19 protein-coding genes are annotated in these 17,539 nt (G+C 70.1%); 12 read left to right on the top strand and 7 right to left on the bottom strand.

The window, feature by feature from the left end; genetic code table 11:
- Positions 1 to 180: 180 nt before the first annotated feature.
- Entirely contained in the window at positions 181 to 1,092 is a 912-nt protein-coding gene (locus tag ABZZ22_RS17090) for a hypothetical protein (RefSeq protein ID WP_354933433.1), read from the top strand.
- Between the two features lie 4 nt (positions 1,093 to 1,096).
- On the opposite strand, the gene ABZZ22_RS17095 is transcribed toward ABZZ22_RS17090, so the two are convergent.
- The 3 genes from ABZZ22_RS17095 to ABZZ22_RS17105 form a co-directional block, all read right to left on the bottom strand.
- Positions 1,097 to 1,381: a hypothetical protein gene (locus tag ABZZ22_RS17095; protein ID WP_354933435.1), complete on the bottom strand. Its 285-nt coding sequence runs from the start codon at positions 1,379 to 1,381 to the stop codon at positions 1,097 to 1,099.
- A 22-nt stretch (positions 1,382 to 1,403) separates the two neighbouring features.
- Positions 1,404 to 2,690 carry a phosphoribosylamine--glycine ligase gene (gene purD / locus ABZZ22_RS17100; protein ID WP_354933437.1) on the bottom strand — a complete coding sequence of 429 codons (1,287 nt, stop codon included), beginning with the start codon at positions 2,688 to 2,690 and terminating at the stop codon, positions 1,404 to 1,406.
- Between the two features lie 77 nt (positions 2,691 to 2,767).
- Positions 2,768 to 3,982 carry a DUF4032 domain-containing protein gene (locus ABZZ22_RS17105; protein ID WP_354933439.1) on the bottom strand — a complete coding sequence of 405 codons (1,215 nt, stop codon included), beginning with the start codon at positions 3,980 to 3,982 and terminating at the stop codon, positions 2,768 to 2,770.
- A 47-nt stretch (positions 3,983 to 4,029) separates the two neighbouring features.
- On the opposite strand from ABZZ22_RS17105, the gene purB reads away from it, so the two are divergent.
- The 6 genes from purB (at position 4,030) to ABZZ22_RS17135 (ending at position 8,884) form a co-directional block, all read left to right on the top strand.
- Positions 4,030 to 5,463 carry an adenylosuccinate lyase gene (gene purB, locus ABZZ22_RS17110; protein ID WP_354933441.1) on the top strand — a complete coding sequence of 478 codons (1,434 nt, stop codon included), beginning with the start codon at positions 4,030 to 4,032 and terminating at the stop codon, positions 5,461 to 5,463.
- Between the two features lie 43 nt (positions 5,464 to 5,506).
- A complete protein-coding gene (locus tag ABZZ22_RS17115) occupies positions 5,507 to 6,088 on the top strand; it encodes a sigma-70 family RNA polymerase sigma factor (protein WP_354933443.1) in 582 nt (193 codons plus the stop codon).
- A complete protein-coding gene (locus tag ABZZ22_RS17120) occupies positions 6,085 to 6,855 on the top strand; it encodes a hypothetical protein (protein ID WP_354933445.1) in 771 nt (256 codons plus the stop codon). Before ABZZ22_RS17115 ends, ABZZ22_RS17120 begins: the two co-directional genes overlap by 4 nt.
- A gap of 13 nt (positions 6,856 to 6,868) precedes the next feature.
- Positions 6,869 to 7,270, top strand: coding sequence for an NUDIX domain-containing protein (locus ABZZ22_RS17125; protein WP_354933447.1), 402 nt, complete (start codon positions 6,869 to 6,871; stop codon positions 7,268 to 7,270).
- Between the two features lie 40 nt (positions 7,271 to 7,310).
- A complete protein-coding gene (locus ABZZ22_RS17130) occupies positions 7,311 to 8,207 on the top strand; it encodes an oxygenase MpaB family protein (RefSeq protein ID WP_354933449.1) in 897 nt (298 codons plus the stop codon).
- Positions 8,208 to 8,305: 98 nt separating this feature from the next.
- Entirely contained in the window at positions 8,306 to 8,884 is a 579-nt protein-coding gene (locus ABZZ22_RS17135) for an antibiotic biosynthesis monooxygenase (RefSeq protein WP_354933451.1), read from the top strand.
- Positions 8,885 to 8,888: 4 nt separating this feature from the next.
- On the opposite strand, the gene ABZZ22_RS17140 is transcribed toward ABZZ22_RS17135, so the two are convergent.
- Entirely contained in the window at positions 8,889 to 9,221 is a 333-nt protein-coding gene (locus ABZZ22_RS17140; protein WP_354933453.1) for a transcriptional regulator, read from the bottom strand.
- 85 nt (positions 9,222 to 9,306) lie between these two features.
- Here ABZZ22_RS17140 and ABZZ22_RS17145 point away from each other — a divergent pair, with 85 nt between their 5' ends.
- Positions 9,307 to 10,515 (top strand): MFS transporter, encoded by a 1,209-nt coding sequence (locus tag ABZZ22_RS17145; RefSeq protein WP_354933455.1) that lies wholly within the window; start codon positions 9,307 to 9,309, stop codon positions 10,513 to 10,515.
- Between the two features lie 28 nt (positions 10,516 to 10,543).
- Here ABZZ22_RS17145 and ABZZ22_RS17150 read toward each other — a convergent pair whose 3' ends face one another.
- Complete coding sequence (locus ABZZ22_RS17150) at positions 10,544 to 11,140, bottom strand: hypothetical protein (protein WP_354933457.1); 597 nt, start codon at positions 11,138 to 11,140, stop codon at positions 10,544 to 10,546.
- A gap of 53 nt (positions 11,141 to 11,193) precedes the next feature.
- Between ABZZ22_RS17150 and ABZZ22_RS17155 the strand changes: the two genes are divergently transcribed.
- Positions 11,194 to 12,102 carry a phosphoribosylaminoimidazolesuccinocarboxamide synthase gene (locus ABZZ22_RS17155; RefSeq protein WP_354933459.1) on the top strand — a complete coding sequence of 303 codons (909 nt, stop codon included), beginning with the start codon at positions 11,194 to 11,196 and terminating at the stop codon, positions 12,100 to 12,102.
- 114 nt (positions 12,103 to 12,216) lie between these two features.
- On the top strand, positions 12,217 to 13,779 hold the full coding sequence (locus ABZZ22_RS17160; protein ID WP_354933461.1) for a long-chain fatty acid--CoA ligase: 1,563 nt from the start codon (positions 12,217 to 12,219) through the stop codon (positions 13,777 to 13,779).
- Between the two features lie 68 nt (positions 13,780 to 13,847).
- Here ABZZ22_RS17160 and ABZZ22_RS17165 read toward each other — a convergent pair whose 3' ends face one another.
- Positions 13,848 to 15,080 carry an MFS transporter gene (locus ABZZ22_RS17165; protein ID WP_354933463.1) on the bottom strand — a complete coding sequence of 411 codons (1,233 nt, stop codon included), beginning with the start codon at positions 15,078 to 15,080 and terminating at the stop codon, positions 13,848 to 13,850.
- Between the two features lie 79 nt (positions 15,081 to 15,159).
- On the opposite strand from ABZZ22_RS17165, the gene purS reads away from it, so the two are divergent.
- Both purS and purQ read left to right on the top strand, forming a co-directional pair.
- A complete protein-coding gene (gene purS / locus ABZZ22_RS17170; protein WP_183547970.1) occupies positions 15,160 to 15,411 on the top strand; it encodes a phosphoribosylformylglycinamidine synthase subunit PurS in 252 nt (83 codons plus the stop codon).
- On the top strand, positions 15,408 to 16,076 hold the full coding sequence (gene purQ / locus ABZZ22_RS17175) for a phosphoribosylformylglycinamidine synthase subunit PurQ (protein ID WP_354933465.1): 669 nt from the start codon (positions 15,408 to 15,410) through the stop codon (positions 16,074 to 16,076). Before purS ends, purQ begins: the two co-directional genes overlap by 4 nt.
- A 101-nt stretch (positions 16,077 to 16,177) precedes the next feature.
- On the opposite strand, the gene ABZZ22_RS17180 is transcribed toward purQ, so the two are convergent.
- On the bottom strand, positions 16,178 to 17,533 hold the full coding sequence (locus ABZZ22_RS17180; protein WP_354933467.1) for a glycoside hydrolase domain-containing protein: 1,356 nt from the start codon (positions 17,531 to 17,533) through the stop codon (positions 16,178 to 16,180).
- Positions 17,534 to 17,539 lie beyond the last annotated feature (6 nt).

Here is a 17,539-nt window from a genome sequence, read left to right on the forward strand (position 1 = left end):
GGCGACCAACCCAGCGCCCGGCCGAGCTCGACGAGCGGCGGCACGATGGGCGAGGTCTCCAAGATGTCGGCGGGTCTGAGAGTGGCCTATAGGCCGCTCTCAGCTTCACAACTCTTGGTTATCCACAGCCTCCACTTTTTGGCGTTGCCCTGCACGGGCGGGTGGTCTGGGGTGGCGGGCATGGGGAGCGAAGCTGGAGACTGGCGAGGCGCCGCCGATGCGCAGGGTGGACTGATCACGCGTGGGCAGCTGGCCGAGGCGGGCATGGCGCGATGGAGTGTCGCTCATCGGATCGCCTCGGAACGATGGCAGCTGCTGTCGCCGACCGTGATCGCGACGACCACGGGCGAGCTCAGCGACGAGCAGAGGATCTGGCACGCGGTCCTGCACGCCGGCGACGGCGCGATGGCCGGCGGTCTGACCGCGGCGACGCTCGCCGGACTGAAGAACTGGCGCCGGGACGAGATCACCGTCCTTGTGCCCTACCGACGTGGCCGGCCGAGCCCGCTCCCGGATGTTCGGTTCGTTCGCGTCCGCCGGCCCTTGCGAGCGGTGGGGTCTCCACCGCGGTGTCGCATCGAGCCGGCGATCCTTCTCTTCGCGGCGGCCGATCGATCGGAGCGGACGGCTCAGGGCGTACTGGCAGCAGCTGTTCAGCAACAGCTGACCAGCCCAGAGAATCTGCTCGAGTGGCTGGATCGGCTGGCACCGCTCAGACGCACGGCCACGCTGAGGCGGGCGATCGAGGACATCGAGGGAGGCGCTCAGTCGCTGGCGGAGATGGACGTCCGCCGCATGTGCCGTGCCTTCGGCCTGGCGAATCCGATGCGTCAGGTGAAGCGCCGCGATGCCGACGGCCGCATCCGCTACACCGACTGCGAGTGGCGGCTCCCGGACGGACGAACCCTCGTCCTGGAGGTGGACGGCGGTTTCCACATGGAGGCCGAACACTGGGAGGACGATCTGGCGAGGCAACGTGCACTCGCGGCGACCGATCGCATCATCGTCAGATGCACCTCTCGCGAACTCCGCGACGAACCGGAGAAGATGGCCCGGGACCTGATGGCGCTGGGCGTCCCTGCCGCGGCCTGAGCGCTCAGCTCACCGAGCGGCGGATCGTGACCCGTCCGGCCTTCAGGTCCACCCCGTGGGGTGGGTCGTCGCCGTCGGGTGAGGGGACGACATGACCGACGTTGTCCTGCTCCTTCAGGTCGCGCGCGGCGCGCGCGTTCCCGGGGTCGAAGACGTCGATGAAGCTGCCGAGCCCATCCCCGATCCCGGACGATACGCCGCGTCGCGAGGAGCGCAGCGCCTTGTTGCAGGCGGCGATCATGAGACCGAGAACGACGGCGACAGCCACGCCGAACACGACCCAGGTCATGCTCGGGAGACTACGCCCGGGCTCAAAGCAGCGAGGCGCCCTCGACCACTCCGAGCGGCTCGGCCGCGATGTCGGAGCGTCGCTGGAGGCCGTCGAAGGTGATCAGGTCGGCGGCGGCGTACGCCCGCGAGCGCGCGTCGTCGATGTCGTAGCCCTTGGCACGGACCGCCAGCACGCGGCCGCCCGCGGTGACCAGGTGACGGTGGTCGGGCTCCTTGGCCGTGGAGGCGTCCACGATCGCCGTGCCGGCGTGGATCACGTCCACGTCGTTGATCGAGTTGGCGTTGCCGGCACCGGTGATGACGTCGCCCTTCGAGGAGGACTCCGGGTAACCGGCCGAGGCCAGCACGACGGTCACCGAGGCGCCGTCGGAGAAGGTCGGCTCGGGGACGGTGTCCAGCGCACCCGTCGCGGCCGCCAGGAGCAGGTCGCCGAGGGAGGACTCCAGAAGAGCCAGAACCGGCTGCACGTCGGGGTCGCCGAAGCGGCAGTTGAACTCGATCACCTTCGGGCCCTTGGCGGTCAGCGACAGCCCGACGTAGAGGCACCCGACGAACGGCGCGCCGCGCTCGGTCATCTCCGCGAGAGTCGGCTCGACGACCGTCTCGAGCACGACCGCCGCAAGGTCCGGCTGCGCCCACGGGAGCGGGGAGTAGGCACCCATCCCACCGGTGTTGCCGCCCTTGCCGCCGTCGAAGATCCGCTTGAAGTCCTGCGCCGGCTGCAGGGCGTAGGCGCGGGAGCCGTCGCAGATCGCGAACAGCGAGACCTCGGGGCCGTCGAGGAACTCCTCGATGACGACCCGCTCGCAGGCGGCTGCGTGCGCCAGCGCCTCGTCACGATCACGCGTCACCACCACGCCCTTGCCGGCGGCCAGAGCGTCGTCCTTCACGACGTACGGAGCGCCGAACTCGTCCAGCGCCGCGGCCGCCTCCTCGGGGGTGGTCGCGACCCGCGAGCCCGCGGTCGGGACGCCGGCGACCGACATCACGTCCTTGGAGAACGCCTTCGATCCCTCGAGCTGCGCGGCCGCCTGCGACGGCCCGAAGACGGCGATCCCGCTGTCGCGGACGGCGTCGGCGACCCCGGCCACCAGCGGCGCCTCGGGCCCGACGACGACCAGGTCCACGCCCAGGTCGACCGCCAGCGAGGCGATCGCGGGGCCGGACATGATGTCGACCTCCCGGAGCGTGGCGAACTGCGCGATCCCGGGGTTCCCTGGTGCGGCGTACACCTCGTTCCCCTCCTGGGAGAGCTTCAGAGCGAGCGCGTGCTCACGACCACCGGTGCCGACGACGAGGATCTTCACAGAGCCACCTTATGCCGCGACCGGGTTGTGAAGCTGAGCGTGGTCCATAGGTCACTCTCAGCTTCACAACCCATCGCTCACTCCGGCGTCGGCGGAGTGACCGCTTCGTCGGGGCGGCTGTGGAGGACGTCCTCGTAGTAGGACTCGGCGGCGTTGATGAGCTTGACCCACTCGCCCGCGAACTGGGAGAGCACCCAGCGATGCTCGAGGATCTCGTGGAACATCTGCGCCGGGGTGAGCTTGGCGGTGGCGTCGGGCGGGCGCATCGCGACGATGGGCTCGTAGACCTCGCGCAGCCAGCGGCCCGCGGCGACCTCGATCGGCAGGTCGCCGAGCTCGCGGGTGGCACGGAAGGCGGAGATGTCGTTGAGGATCCGCCTCGCCTGGGCGTCCTGGACGTCCAGCCCGGTCAGCGTACGCAGCTCGCGACGGTGGTGGCCGAGCTCGACCACCCGCGGGCGGAGGGCCACGGTGTCGCCGTCCTCGCTGGTGGTGATGTCGAGCTCCTCGACGTCGAAGCCGAGGTCGTGGAGGCGCTCGATGCGCTGCTCGATGTGCCACATCTCCTCGGCCGAGAAGACCTGCTCCTCGGTGAGCTCGCGCCAAAGAGCGTCGTAGCGGCTCTGCAGCCGCTCGACGATCGCGTCGATCGGGAAGGCCTCCGGCAGCGCCTCGCTCGCCTGCAGGTCGAGCAGCTCGCCGAAGATGTTCTGACAGGCGACCTCGATGTCGTACTCGCGCAGCCGGTCGGAGAGCTCGGCCTTCAGCTCCCCGGTCTCGGCGTCGACCAGGTAGGCGGCGAACCCGGCCGCGTCGCGGACGAAGAGGACGTTCGACAGGGACACGTCGCCCCAGTAGAAGCCGGCCAGGTGGAGGCGGACGAGCAGGACCACGAGGGCATCGATCAGGCTGGGGAGCCGGTCGGCGGCCATGCCCCGCTCGAACAGTGCGCGGTAGGGGAGCGAGTAGGTGAGGTGCTCGGTCATCAGCGCGGCGCCGAGCTCGTTGCCGTCGTGGTCCGTGCGACCGGTGACGACGCTCTTGGCGACCACCGTCGGCAGCCCGAGGCGCTGCAGCTCACGCAGCATGTCGTACTCGCGTCGCGCGATGTCGGCCTGGGTCTCCTTGACGGCGTAGAGGTGGTTGCGCACGCGCACGATGCGCACGACATGGCGGCTCAGACCACGCGTCAGCGGCACCACGACATCGTCCGGCCAGTCCTCCAGGGCCTGAGACCAGGGGAGGGTGTAGATCGCCGGGTCGGGCCGCCTGGCGAGGATCTGCAGAGCCATACCGCCACGTTAGTGGGGTGAGCATCGAACATGGGAGAATGTTCGCCGTGACTGTCGTGCCCAACGTTCTCGCCAACCGCTACGCGGCCGCCGACCTCGCCGGGATCTGGAGCCCCGAGCACAAGATCGTGCTCGAGCGACAGCTCTGGATCGCGGTGCTCAAGGCCCAGAAGGATCTCGGCATCGAGGTCCCCGGCGGCGTCGTGGAGGCGTACGAGAAGGTCGTCGCCCAGGGCGAGGCCGGTGTCGACCTCGACTCGATCGCGGCCCGTGAGCGGGTGACGCGTCACGACGTGAAGGCGCGGATCGAGGAGTTCGCCGCGCTGGCCGGTCACGAGCACATCCACAAGGGCATGACGTCGCGGGACCTGACCGAGAACGTCGAGCAGCTCCAGGTGCTCTCTTCGCTGAAGCTGATCCGCGACCGTGCCGTCGCGACGCTGGCGCGGCTGGGCAGGCTGGCCAGCGAGCACGAGACCACCGTCATGGCCGGTCGGTCGCACAATGTCGCTGCCCAGGCGACGACGCTCGGCAAGCGGTTCGCGACCGTCGCCGACGAGATGCTCGTCGGTCTCCAGCGCGTCGAGGAGCTCATCGCCCGCTACCCGCTGCGCGGGATCAAGGGCCCGATGGGCACGGCTCAGGACATGCTCGACCTGCTCGACGGCGATGCCTCGAAGCTCGCCGCGCTGGAGGAGCGGGTGGCCGCCCACCTCGGCTTCGACAACGTCTTCACCTCGGTCGGCCAGGTCTACCCGCGCTCCCTCGACTTCGACGCGGTCTCGGCGCTGGTCCAGCTGGTCTCCGGCCCCTCCAACCTGTCGACCACGATCCGGCTGATGGCCGGCAACGAGCTGGTCACCGAGGGCTTCAAGGAGGGCCAGGTCGGCTCCTCGGCGATGCCGCACAAGATGAACTCGCGCTCCACCGAGCGGGTCAACGGCCTCTCGGTCGTGCTGCGCGGCTACCTCTCGATGATCTCCGAGCTGGCCGGCGACCAGTGGAACGAGGGCGACGTCTCCGACTCCGTCGTGCGCCGCGTCGCGCTCCCGGACGCGTTCTTCGCCGCCGACGGCCTCTTCCAGACCTTCCTGACGGTGCTCGACGAGTTCGGTGCCTTCCCGGCCGTGATCCAGCGCGAGCTCGACCGCTACCTGCCGTTCCTGGCGACCACCAAGGTGCTGATGGCCGCCGTCCGCAACGGGGTCGGGCGCGAGGAGGCGCACGAGGCGATCAAGGAGGCCGCCGTCGGCACCGCGCTGTCGATGCGCAAGGGGCAGGCCGAGAACGACGTCTTCGCCAAGCTCGGCGCCGACTCCCGTCTCGGTCTGACCGAGGACCAGATCCAGTCGCTGGTCGCCGAGCCGATCGAGTTCACCGGTGCCGCCGTCGCGCAGGTGCAGGAAGTCGTACGCCGCGTGGAGGCCGTCACCGCCCGCTACCCCGAGGCCGCCGCCTACGCTCCTGGCGAGATTCTCTAGAGCTCATGTGTGACGCCCGGTGACGAGCCGGACATGGTGGGGCGTGAGCCGTCTCGCCGAACCGTCCGCCGTGCGTTTCCGGGCGCTCTACGACGCCAACTTCCAGGCCGTCCTCGGCTACGCGCTGCGCCGCGTCGACCAGCCGGCCGACGCCGCGGACGTGGTCAGCGAGACCTTCCTGGTCGCGTGGCGGCGGCTCGAGGACGCCCCGGCCGGTGACTTCCGGCCATGGCTGTTCGGGATCGCCCGCAACGTACTCCTCAACCAGCACCGCTCGACTCGGCGCCGGGCGCGGCTGGGGGAGCGGCTTCGTACGCTCCTGGCGGGTTCGGACGCCCCCGACCCGGCCGACGTGGTGGCCGAGCAGGATCGCGTACGCCGCGCCCTGGCGCTCCTGTCGGAGGCCGACCGGGAGCTGCTCACCCTGATCGCCTGGGACGACCTGAGCCCCAGCGAGGCGGCGGCCGTTCTGGGGATCGCGGCGGGGACCGCGCGGATGCGGCTCGCGCGGGCGCGGTCGCGCTTCGCCGAGGCCCTGGGCGACGCTGCACCGGGTGACGCTGCTTCGTCGGCCGGACATGTGCGGGGTGTACCCCACGACTTCGCGACCGAGGAGGGCCGATGACCGACCCGATCGAGAGACTGCGGCGCCACAACCCCGTCGATGCAGACCGGGTTCGCAGCGCGGTGCCTCCTCGGGAGCGACAACTGCTCCTGGAGGAGATCATGTCCGACGAGACCACCACCCGCAGGCGCCATCGAGGCTGGCTGGTGCCCGCCGCCGCAGCCGCGGCGGTTGCCGTCATCGCTGTCGGTGTCTGGGCTGCCACCCAGCCGCCGGAGATCACCGCTGTGCCGGCGGCCGGCCCGCCCGCCGCTGACGAGTCGAGCCAGGCCCCCACGTCGGGCGAGACCTTGGCGGGCGGGACCCCCTCCCTCGGTCCGGCCGAGCCCGAGATGGAGGTGGAAGATCCGTGCCCGGCGTACGAGCCCACGACCGTCTCCGTCCCGCAGGTGGCCCAGGGCAAGCAGCTGATCGTCGACGCCCCCGGTTGGACGGGCGTGGACCACGAAGGGGCCGAGCGCTGGACCGGCCCCGGCGGCGAGGTCTATGTGACCAGCACCGGCGGGGACCCGCGCGGAAACGACAAGTACTGCACCCGTTTCACCGGTGAGACCCGTATCGCGGGTGTGGAGGCGCTGTCCGGCGCCGTGCCGGAGGAGGGGTTCGTCTTCGCGGTGACGCCGCCGATCGGTGAGTCGAGCGGCGCCGGCGCGGCCCCGAGCATCCTCATCGAGTCGACCACCCTGGACGCGGACGAGTTCGCCGCGGTCCTGAAGAGCCTGAGGTGGGTCGGTGCCGCGGAGTTCGACCGCGTCGTGAGGCGATGACATCCTTGCCGGCATGAGCCTGGTCATCACCGTCGCGGCGGTTGTCTTCCGCGACCGCGACGGGCGGATGCTGACCGTCCGCAAGAGCGGCACCGCGAAGTTCATGCTTCCAGGCGGGAAGCTGGAGCCGGGGGAGTCGGCCGCGGAGGCGGCCGTCCGCGAGGTGGCGGAGGAGCTCGGCGTACGGCTCGGGGTCGAGGACCTCATGCTGCTCGGCGAGTTCGAGGCGGACGCCGCCAACGAGCCGGGCCATCTGGTCCGCTCGACCGTCTTCACCTGGGCCGGCGAGGTGACGCCGGATGCCGCCGCCGAGATCGCGGAGCTGCGCTGGGCGAGCCTGGCCGAGATCACCGAGGGTGCGGAGTTCGCGCCGCTGACCAGGGAGTACGTCGTTCCGGCGCTCGAGCCCGCCTGAACCACCGGTCGTCGGACCCGGACGGTGGCAGACTGTCGGTATGCCCGGGTACTTCGCCGCAGACTCGATGGTGGTCCGCGCGATGCGCCAGCGGGCCGTCGGGCTGACCTGGGGTCAGCGGGCGCTGATGCTCGGTGGGCTGCACCCGCGGCTCTTCATCGGCACCGCCCAGCACACGGCCCACCGGACGACGCCCTATACCCGGCTCGCGCTGACCGCTCGGCTGATGGAAACGGTCTTCCTCGGCAGCAAGGAGGAGGCCGACCGGGCGCTCGCGTTCACGGCGAAGCGGCACGTACCCGTCGAAGGAGCGATGGCGGTCGACGGCGGCCCCGCCCATCCCGCGGGCTCGCCCTACTCCGCAGCAGACCCCGGGCTGATGTGGTGGACGGCGGCGTTCGCGCTGGACTCGACCGAGTTCATGTACGACGCCCTGGTTCGCCCGCTCCGTCCGGCCGAGCGTGAAGAGCTCTTCGACGACTTCGTGACCTGGGCCGGCCTCTTCGGCATGCCCGCCTCGGCCGCGCCGGCGTCCTATCCCGACTTCCGCCGTCGTTTCGATTCCTGGCTCGCGTCGGACGAGCCGCACCTGGTCGAGGAGGCCCGCCTGGTCGGGCGCCACATCGCCGGCACCGCCGGATACCACCTTCCGGGTGGGTCGCTGACCTCCGAGACGCTCCGGACCGTCGTCCAGGGGAGCCTCCCGCCGCTCGTCCGGGAGCGCTACGGCATCCCGTGGTCGCCCGCCCACGAGACGAGATGGCGCGCCGTACGCACCACGAGCCGCCTGGCTCACGGCCGGCTCTCGCTGCTCGGGCCGACACCGCTGCTGCGCGGGCGGAGCGAGCGCTTCTACAAGGTCGTCCAGCGAGGCGAGCAGGCCCTGGTACGCCGCGGCGGCGTCAGCATCCCCGGGGTCTCCGACGTCGCCGTCTGACGTCTCCGGAGCCGGATCGGTTTGATCTTCGCCACAGAAAGGCCGCAAACCCACGCGACGGATCGGAAAGTGGCGGATCTGCCTGCGACGATGACGGCATGTCCGATCCGGTAACCGTGACCATCGCCCGACGAGTCTCCGTGGAGCGTCGCGACGAGATGGTCGCGTGGATGCAGGCCGGCATCCGGCTGGCCAGCGAGTTCCCCGGCTTCCTCGGCGCGGGCTGGGTGCGGCCTTCGCCGGAGTCCGACCAGTGGCACCTGCTCTACCGCTTCGACTCCCACGAGACCCTGGGGAGCTGGGACACCAGTCGTCAGCGCGCCTGGTGGCTGGGTGCGGGCGAGCCGTTCGTCGAGGAGACCACGATCGAGCGGCGTACCGGCATCGAGGGGTGGTTCGACCCGCCGAGCACCTACGACGTCGAGCAGGTCTCCGGGGTCGCGACCGCGCCGGCGCGGTGGAAGCAGACGATCACGATCTTCCTGATGTTCTATCCGGTCAGCCTGCTCGCCAACTGGCTGATCGGGCCGCTCACCACCGACTGGGCGCTGCCGCTGAAGGTGCTCTCCGTGATGGTCGTGACGGTGCCGTTCATGACCTACTTCGGACTGCCGTGGATCACCCGCAACATGGAGTGGTTCCTGCACGGCCGCCCGGCCCCCTGGCGCCGCGGCTAGGGTCCTAGGAATTCGGTCCGTCGTCCTCGGCGGAGAGCACGGCGTCGAGCAGCCCCGGGAAGCGCGCGTCCAGATCGTCGCGCCGCAGCGAGAGGCGCCGGGCGCGGCCGTTGGCCTCGTTGCGCACCACGCCGGCCGTACGCAGCACCTTCATCAGGTGCGACTTGGTCGACTTCGGCACGTCCGGGTTGCTCAGGTGACACTCCGCCATGTCGAGGGGACCGTCGACCAGTTGGCGCGCGATCGCCAGGCGCTCGGGATCACTGAGCGCGAAGAGCACGGTCGTCAGCGAGATCTCCGACCGCTCGGGATGCGGGAGGTCCGGGGAAGAACTCATGGTTCGATAATAGTTGCACAATCAGCGGAACGGCACGTACGCTCCTAAATAGTTCGAAACAGTTCGAACAATAGATGGAGTGGTGATGTCGGCAGAAGCAGTGAGCGGGACGACGGCGGACGCAGTTGCCGGGCGGCGACTCGGCGCGGGAGTGGCGCTCGGGGCGGTCGTGCTGATGATGGCGGGAGCCAGTGCTCCCTCGCCCTTCTATCCCGACCTCCAGGCGGGCCTCGGGCTCCAGCCCTGGGTGATGACGGCGGTCTTCGCGGTCTACGCCGTCGCCCTGCTGGCCACCCTGCTCGTGTTCGGCTCGGTCTCCGACCACGTCGGCCGCCGCCCGCTGGTGACCGTCGGGTTCCTCCTGCTGGCGGCCAGCTTCGCCCTCTTTCGGGGCGCCGACGCCGCCGCCGCCCTCTTCGAGGCGCGGATCCTGCAGGGCGTCGCGAGCGGACTGTTGCTCTCGACGCTGTCGGCCGCCGTGGCCGACTTCGAACGGCCTTCGCGGCCCGGCTCCGCGGCGGTGGCCAATGCCGTCGCGCCGATGGCCGGCCTGGCGGTCGGCGCCGTCGTCGCCGGGGTGGCCATGCAGGCGACCGGTGACGCGCGACTCCTCGTTTTCGACGCCCTCGTCCTGCTGGCGCTCCTGTTCGCGGTGGGCGTATGGCTCGTCCCGGAGACCGCGCCTCGCCACGAAGGCCTGATCGCCTCGCTGCGGCCGCGGATCGCCGTGCCGCCGGCTATCCGGGCCCTGCTCGCCCGCAGCGCCCCGGCGATCTTCGCCGGCTGGGCCACCGGCGGGCTGTTCCTCTCCCTCGGCGCCTCGATCGTACGCACCGAGCTGGGCGCCACCAGCCACGTCCTGCAGGGGCTGGTCATCGCGGCCCTCGCGGGTGCGGGGGCGCTGGCGTCGTACGCCTTCCGGAACCGCTCGGCCCGGGCGACGACGCTCTACGGCACGGCCGCGCTGGCCGGCGGCACGGTGCTCAGCCTGCTCGCGCTCGCGACCGGCTCGGCGGCGGCCTACCTCGTCGCGGTGGTCGTCGCGGGCACCGGCTTCGGCACGGCCTTCTTCGGCATCCTGCGCACGATCATGCCGCTCCTGCCTGCGCATGAGCGGGCCGAGGTCTTCTCGGTGATCTTCATCGTGTCCTACCTGGCCTTCGGTGTCCCGGCGGTCGTCGCCGGGGTGCTGACGCCGCAGATCGGTCTCACGGCCACGACCTACGGCTACGGCGCCGTCGTCGCGATGCTCTCCGCGGCGGCCGGGGTGCTGCGCTGGCGCAGCAACGACTGACCCATCAGGCGAGGTTTCAGACGAGGTTTCAGGCGAGGGCCTCGCCGCCGTGGGTGGCGAGCTTGCGGGCGACCTCGGCGAGGTCGGCGCGCCAGACGTCCTCGGGTCCGGGCGGCAGGATGTCGTCCCAGTCGGGAGAGAAGCTGCCGCGTACGGAGGGCAGGTCCTTCGGGCGGGCCAGGAACCACATGTGCAGGTGCTCGGCGCCGTCGCCGATGCGCATCGCGTGACAGCGGGCGATGTTCGGCAGGCTCTCCACGATCCGGGCGATCCGCACCGTGAGGACCCCGAACTCGGCCGCCTGGTGCTCGTCGAGATCGGGCAGGTCGTAGTGCTCGAGCGGCTCGAGGACCAGCACCAGCGGCAGCCCGGACTGCTCCAGGTGCTTGACCCGCCAGCTCTCGTCCTGCCAGATCACCCCCGGCAGCGCGGAGCCGCACAGGTCGCAGTCCACCCCGCCCTCGCCGTGGCGCGGCTCCTCGGGAGCCGGGGGAGCGAGCGGCTTGGGGGAGATCTCCCCGTCGCGTACGACCCACGGGAAGACGTCCCACTCGGTCACGCTCGGCGCGGGCAGCTCCCCAGCGGCCTGGACCCGGGCGTAGATCTGTTCAGCTGTCTCGGCCATGGCTCGAACGATGCCACAGTGGGCGAAGTCCGCCCATCTCTTAGGCTGGTCCCGTGGCTGAACTCAACATCCCGCCGGCGCCGGCGATCCCGGGCGCGAAGCACCTCCACTCCGGCAAGGTGCGCGACCTCTACGAGCTCGAGGAGGGGCGGTACACGGGCCAGCTCCTGATGGTCGCCAGCGACCGCATCTCGGCCTTCGACCACGTCTTCGACACGGTCATCCCGGACAAGGGCGAGATTCTCACCAAGCTCTCGCTGTGGTGGTTCGAGCAGTTCGAGGACCTGGTGCCGACCCACGTCCTCTCCACCGACGTGCCGGAGTCGGTGGCCGGCCGTGCGGTGGTCGCCCAGAAGCTCCACATGCTGCCCGTCGAGTGCGTCGCGCGTGGCTACCTGACCGGTTCGGGTCTGCGCGAGTACGAGACCACCGGTGAGGTCTGCGGCATCCGCCTGCCTGCGGGCCTGGTCGACGGCTCCCGGCTGACCCCGCCGATCTTCACCCCGGCGACCAAGGCCGAGCTCGGCGACCACGACGAGAACGTCACCTACGAGTACGTCTCGAAGCTGATCGGTGAGGACGACGCCGCCGCGGTGCGCCGGCTCACCCTGGCGGTCTACCAGCGCGCCGACGAGATCGCCCGCGGCCGCGGCCTCATCCTGGCCGACACGAAGTTCGAGTTCGGCGTACGCCAGGACGACCTGGGCATCCGCACGATCGTGCTCGCCGACGAGGTGCTCACGCCGGACTCGTCCCGCTACTGGGACGCGAGCCAGTGGCACCCCGGCTCCGCGATCCCGAGCTTCGACAAGGACGTCATCCGTCGCTGGCTGCTCTCGCCCGAGGCCGGCTGGGACCGCGCCGCCGGCGGCCCGCCGCCGGAGCTGCCCGAGGAGATCGTCGCCCGCACGCGAGCGAAGTACGTCGAGGCGTACGAGAAACTCACCGGCCACCACTTCTGAGGCGCCCCGGCAAAGTTTCAGGGACGCGTGTCGCACTAAAATCGAGACGTTGTTCCCTGAGGGGCTACGCGCGGGTAGGTTGTGACGCGTAACACGCACACCACTGGAGGTTAAGTGTCCACGTACAACCTTGCTTCGCTGCTGGAAGACTCCGCGGCGAACTATCCCGAGCGCACCGCGATCGTCCTGGGCGACACTCGTCTGAGCTACGCCCAGATCAACGGCGCCGCGAACCAGGTCGCGAACCTGCTGGCGAGCAAGGGCATCGGCGCAGGCGACCGGGTTGCCCTGATGAGCCCGAACCTGCCCTACTTCACGATGGTCTACTTCGGCATCCTCAAGGCCGGCGCCACCGTCGTACCGCTCAACGTGCTCCTCAAGGGCCGTGAGGTGGCCTACCACCTCAAGGACTCCGACGCGAAGGCCCTCTTCGCGTTCCAGGGCACTCCTGAGCTGGCCATCGGCGCCGAGGCGCACGCCGGTGCGCAGGAGGCCGGGGTCGAGGACTTCTTCCTGATCACCGCCGACCCGACCGCCCCGTCGCCGATCGAGGGCGTCACCACGCTCGGCCAGGGGATCGCGGCCCAGCCGCCGACCTTCGACACGGTGGCAACCGACGAGGACGACACCGCGGTCATCCTCTACACCTCCGGCACCACGGGGCAGCCCAAGGGCGCCGAGCTGCGCCACCGCAACATGCGCGACAACGCGATGTCGGGTGCCGACCTCTTCGGCGCCGACGCCGACCGTCCGGACACCTACCTCGCCGTGCTGCCGCTCTTCCACGCGTTCGGCCAGTCCGTCGTGCAGAACGGCGCGTTCGCTTTCGGCGGCACCGTCGTGCTGCTGCCGCGCTTCGACGCCGCGGCCGCGCTGGCGACGATGCTGAAGGAGAGCGTGACCTTCTTCGCCGGCGTCCCGACGATGTACTGGGGCCTCCTCGGTGCTCTCTCCGAGGACACCGACGTCGCCACCCTCGCCAAGAACCTCCGCCTCGCCGCCGCCGGTGGCTCCGCGCTCCCGGTCGAGATCCACAAGGAGTTCGAGAAGCGCTTCGGCGTCTCCATCCTCGAAGGCTACGGCCTCTCCGAGACCTCGCCGGTGGCGTCGTTCTCGGTCTACGGCCAGCCGGTTCGTCCCGGCTCGATCGGTGTCCCGATCCCCGGCGTCGAGATGAAGCTCATCGACCCCGCGTCCTGGGACGAGGTCGAGTGGACCCCCGAAACCATCGGCGAGATCGCGATCAAGGGCCACGCCATCTTCAAGGGCTACTACAACCGCCCGGAGGCCACCGCCGAGGTGCTCACCGAGGACGGCTGGTTCCGCTCCGGCGACCTCGCCAAGCGTGACGAGGACGGCTGGTACTACATCGTCGACCGCGCCAAGGAGCTCATCATCCGCGGCGGCTTCAACGTCTACCCGCGCGAGATCGAAGAGGTCCTGCTGACCCACCCGGCGGTCTCGCTCGCGGCCGTGATCGGCGTCCCGCACGACTCCCACGGCGAGGAGATCAAGGCCGTCCTCGTGCTCAAGCCCGGCGCCTCCGCAACCCCCGAGGAGATCGTCGCCTGGTCCAAGGAGCAGATGGCCGGCTACAAGTACCCGCGCATCGTCGAGATCGTCGACGCCCTGCCGATGACCGCCACCGGCAAGATCCTCAAGCGCGAGCTCAAGTAGGACATTCCGTACGCCGGCAGCAGCCGTAGCTCGAAGATCGCAGTCACCTGGTGGCTGCGATCTTCGAGTTAAGCGGCGTCCCGGTCCGTACGAAACGCGAGCATCGGGCGCGAGGTGGCGCCGACGGCGGCCAGGGCGAGGAGACAGGCGATGCCCCCGCTGACCAGGGCGAACGAGCCCGAGGTCAGCTCGGCGACACCGCCGCCGCGAAGGTTGCCGACCTCCGGGCCACCGGCGCCGACGATCATCTCGACCGCGGCGGTGCGGCCGCGCAGGTCGTCGGGCACCGCGAGCTGGATCAGGGTCCCGCGGGTGACCACGCTGACCGAGTCCGCGGCGCCGGCGATCGCGAGCAGGACGAGACACAGCCAGGCCGAGGTGGCCAGACCGACGGCGCCGAGACTGGCGCCCCACACGGCCGCGGCGCCGATCGTGATCAGGCCGGGCCGGCTGCGCCTCGTGAAGGAGCCGGACGCGAGCGAGGCCGCGACGCCGCCGACCGCGATCGCCGTCAGGAACAGCCCGAGCGTACGCGGATCGCCGCCGAACCGCTCCTCGTTGATCAGCGGGAACAGGCTCACGGGCATCGCCAGGACCGTGGCTGCCAGATCGACGAGGAGCACGCCGCGGACGACCGGCTGGGTGGCTGCGAAGCGCAGTCCTTCGAGGACTCCGCCGCCGTTCGTCCTGGTCACGGGGGTGAGGCGGGGGAGTCCGACGACGCCGAGGAGCCCGGCGACGAAAGAGAGCGAGTCGACGGCGTACGCGATCTCGAGCCCGGCGTAGCCGATGATCAGCCCACCCAGCGCGGGGCCCACGAGCATCGACCCCTGGAAGCTCAGCCGGTTGAGGGCGAGCCCGGCGGCGACCTGGTCGGTGGGGAGCAGTCGCGGGATCACGCCCATGCCTGCGGGGGCGGCGACCGAGCGGGCGGCGGCCATGAGCGCGACCAGCACGAGGACAGGGGCGAGCGAGGACGGTGAGGTGCCCAGCCACAGCGCCTGAGCCGTCAGCAGCAGCGCCAGCACGATCTGGATGAGGGTGGTGACCATCAGGATCGAGCGTCGGTCCGCCCGGTCCGCGACGGCACCGCCCCAGAGACCGACGACGAGCATCGGCACGAGCTGGGCGAGCGCGACGCTGCCGGACCAGAACGGGCTGTGGGTCGTCTCCCAGACCTGGAACATCACCGCGACGACCGCGATCTGCCCGCCGAGGCCGGACACCGCCCGTCCGATGAAGAACCTGCGGAAAGCCCGAGACGTACGCAGCGGCGCGATGTCGATCAGCAGATGGCGCACGAGGACCGACAGTAGAGACCCGGGCTGCCGATAGCGATCGGTTTAGGTGAGCGGCGTGTGGCACACCTACACTGCAGCCATGCCTCGCGTTGTCGTCGACGTCATGCCCAAGCCCGAGATTCTGGACCCGCAGGGGAAGGCCGTTCTCGGCGCCCTGCCGCGGCTCGGGTTCACCGGGGTCACCGAGGTCCGTCAGGGCAAGCGGTTCGAGCTGGAGATCCCTGAGATCACCGACGACGCGCTCGCCCAGATCGAGAAGCTCGCCGAGACCTTCCTCGCCAACACGGTGATCGAGAACTTCGTCGTCCGCGTGGAAGAGCCGGCCAAGTGAAGATCGGGGTCATCACCTTCCCGGGCACGCTCGACGACGTCGACGCGCAGCGGGCGGTCCGTGTCGGCGGCAACGAGGCTGTCGCGCTCTGGCACGGCGACCACGACCTGCAGGGCGTCGACGCGGTGATCCTGCCGGGCGGCTTCTCCTACGGCGACTACCTGCGCTGCGGCGCCATCTCCCGCTTCGCGCCGATCATGACCGAGGTCATCGAGGGTGCGCAGAAGGGTCTGCCGGTGCTCGGCATCTGCAACGGCTTCCAGATGCTCGTCGAGTCCCACCTGCTCCCCGGTGGTCTGCTGCGCAACGACCACCTCAAGTTCATCTGCCGTGACCAGAAGCTGCGCATCGAGAACACCTCGACCGCCTGGACCTCTGCGTTCACGCAGAACCAGGAGATCGTGGTGCCGCTGAAGAACGGCGAGGGCCAGTACGTCGCCGACGCCGACACCATCAAGCGGCTCGAGGGCGAGGGCCGCGTCGTCGCGCGCTACCTCGACGTCAACCCCAACGGCTCGGTCAACGACATCGCTGGCATCACCAACGAGGCCGGCAACGTCGTCGGCCTGATGCCCCACCCCGAGCACGCCGTGGAGTCCCTCACCGGCTCCGGCACCGACGGCCTCGGCTTCTTCACCTCGCTGGCTGAGAAGACCTTCGCCTGAGGCGGGTCCTCCGTCAAGGTATGCAGGTCAGCGCACACATCCCTCGCGGAGTTCCGCGAGGGATGTGTGCTTTCGGCTGCATACCTTGACCAAGGAACACCTCAGCGTCCCCGAGACAGGTCGTACCAGGTGACGGCCGTGGCCATCCCGTTGGGAGTGCGCCCGAGGCGCCGCTGGTAGGCGACCAGGCCGACATGGGTGTTCCAGTCGAGGACCCCGCTGACCCTGACCCGCTCCTCGGTGCGGGTGGTGGAGTTGAGGGCGCGCTGGAGGTCGCGGACCTGGTCGCCGGCGGCGCCACGCTTCAGGATCGGGTGCCGATTGGCGGCCCACAGTGTCTTCCAGGCACCGCGGGTCCACAGGTCGCGGACCACCAGTCCGTGGCTGCGCTGCCAGTTGTGGACCGCGGAGCGCAGTGCGGAGCCGTAGTAGCCGCTCATCACGCCGTTGAAGGTGCCGCGCGTCTTGAGCATGCACTTGAGTGCCTTCACGTAGGCAGCCGGCGGTGTGTAGGTGCTGGTGCGCGGCTTGAGGTCGGGGTAGTAGTCGAAGTCGACGCGTACGCCACCGCATCGGATCACGGGCGGGGCGTGGGAGCCGCGGCCGACGTCGAGGTAGTCCGTGTCGATGTTGATCGTGATGCCGCCGTGGGTCTCGTCGTGACCGCCGCGGTACTGCTTGACCCGGTCGTGGTCGCTCCACACCGAGTCCGGGATGTAGGTCGTCGAGGTGTTCGCCTTGCCGTCCCAGTCGGCGATCCAGATGTCCGATGGATAGGTGAATCCGGGCGTTTGCGCGCGCCGGACGTCGTAGATCGCCTTGATCCCCGACGCCGCGCTCGAGTACATCGCCGAGCGGTAGCCGAGCACCTTGATCCGGTAGCTCCACGCCGAGATGAACCACATCGCCGACTCGCGGCAGACCCGGTTGGCGATGTCGAAGGCCTCGAGGTCGTAGAACATCGTGCTGCCGGCCGCGATCCCGTAGCCCTTCGCGGCGGTGACCGCCGCGTTGGCCTCGTTGATCGCCTGACGCCTCGCCGCCCAGTAGCCGTCGGTCGGGTCAGGGTTGATCTTCGGATCGTCGCCGTAGCGTGGATAGCGAGGGTTGCACGAGGCCTGCGGACCGAGCGTGATCGGCAGCAGTCGCCAGCCGCGCGCCTGCTGGTTGCGCACCCAGGTGGCCGAGAGATGCGTCTGGGTGCGGCAGGCGCGCGACCTGCCGGAGATGTAGATGCCCACGCCGGTGAAGTTCGAGTCCTTCCACCATCGGTCCATCGCGGTCTGCGACGGCGCCTGGCACTGGTCGAATCCGAAGCCGGTGAAGTTGCCCGGAGTGACCGGGTTGGCGGCCGTCGCGGGGCCGGCCGAAGCCAGCCCCGCGACGGTCATGATGCCTGACATGACACCGGCGGCGAGGATGCGCCGGGTGCCCCTGAGTCGAGTGAAAACCCCCATGGTTTG

The organism is Nocardioides sp. NPDC006273, assembly GCF_040613495.1.
GTDB lineage: Bacteria > Actinomycetota > Actinomycetes > Propionibacteriales > Nocardioidaceae > Nocardioides.

Excerpts from the sequence above, each read along its gene's own strand:
- ABZZ22_RS17105 (WP_354933439.1), bottom strand. The coding sequence starts at position 3,982 with ATGGCTCTGCAGATCCTCGCCAGGCGGCCCGACCCGGCGATCTACACC.
- ABZZ22_RS17180 (WP_354933467.1), bottom strand. The coding sequence starts at position 17,533 with ATGGGGGTTTTCACTCGACTCAGGGGCACCCGGCGCATCCTCGCCGCC.
- ABZZ22_RS17145 (WP_354933455.1), top strand. The coding sequence starts at position 9,307 with ATGTCGGCAGAAGCAGTGAGCGGGACGACGGCGGACGCAGTTGCCGGG.
- ABZZ22_RS17135 (WP_354933451.1), top strand. The coding sequence starts at position 8,306 with ATGTCCGATCCGGTAACCGTGACCATCGCCCGACGAGTCTCCGTGGAG.
- purS (WP_183547970.1), top strand. The coding sequence starts at position 15,160 with ATGCCTCGCGTTGTCGTCGACGTCATGCCCAAGCCCGAGATTCTGGAC.
- ABZZ22_RS17125 (WP_354933447.1), top strand. The coding sequence starts at position 6,869 with ATGAGCCTGGTCATCACCGTCGCGGCGGTTGTCTTCCGCGACCGCGAC.
- ABZZ22_RS17150 (WP_354933457.1), bottom strand. The coding sequence starts at position 11,140 with ATGGCCGAGACAGCTGAACAGATCTACGCCCGGGTCCAGGCCGCTGGG.
- ABZZ22_RS17130 (WP_354933449.1), top strand. The coding sequence starts at position 7,311 with ATGCCCGGGTACTTCGCCGCAGACTCGATGGTGGTCCGCGCGATGCGC.
- ABZZ22_RS17095 (WP_354933435.1), bottom strand. The coding sequence starts at position 1,381 with ATGACCTGGGTCGTGTTCGGCGTGGCTGTCGCCGTCGTTCTCGGTCTC.
- ABZZ22_RS17140 (WP_354933453.1), bottom strand. The coding sequence starts at position 9,221 with ATGAGTTCTTCCCCGGACCTCCCGCATCCCGAGCGGTCGGAGATCTCG.
- ABZZ22_RS17120 (WP_354933445.1), top strand. The coding sequence starts at position 6,085 with ATGACCGACCCGATCGAGAGACTGCGGCGCCACAACCCCGTCGATGCA.
- ABZZ22_RS17090 (WP_354933433.1), top strand. The coding sequence starts at position 181 with ATGGGGAGCGAAGCTGGAGACTGGCGAGGCGCCGCCGATGCGCAGGGT.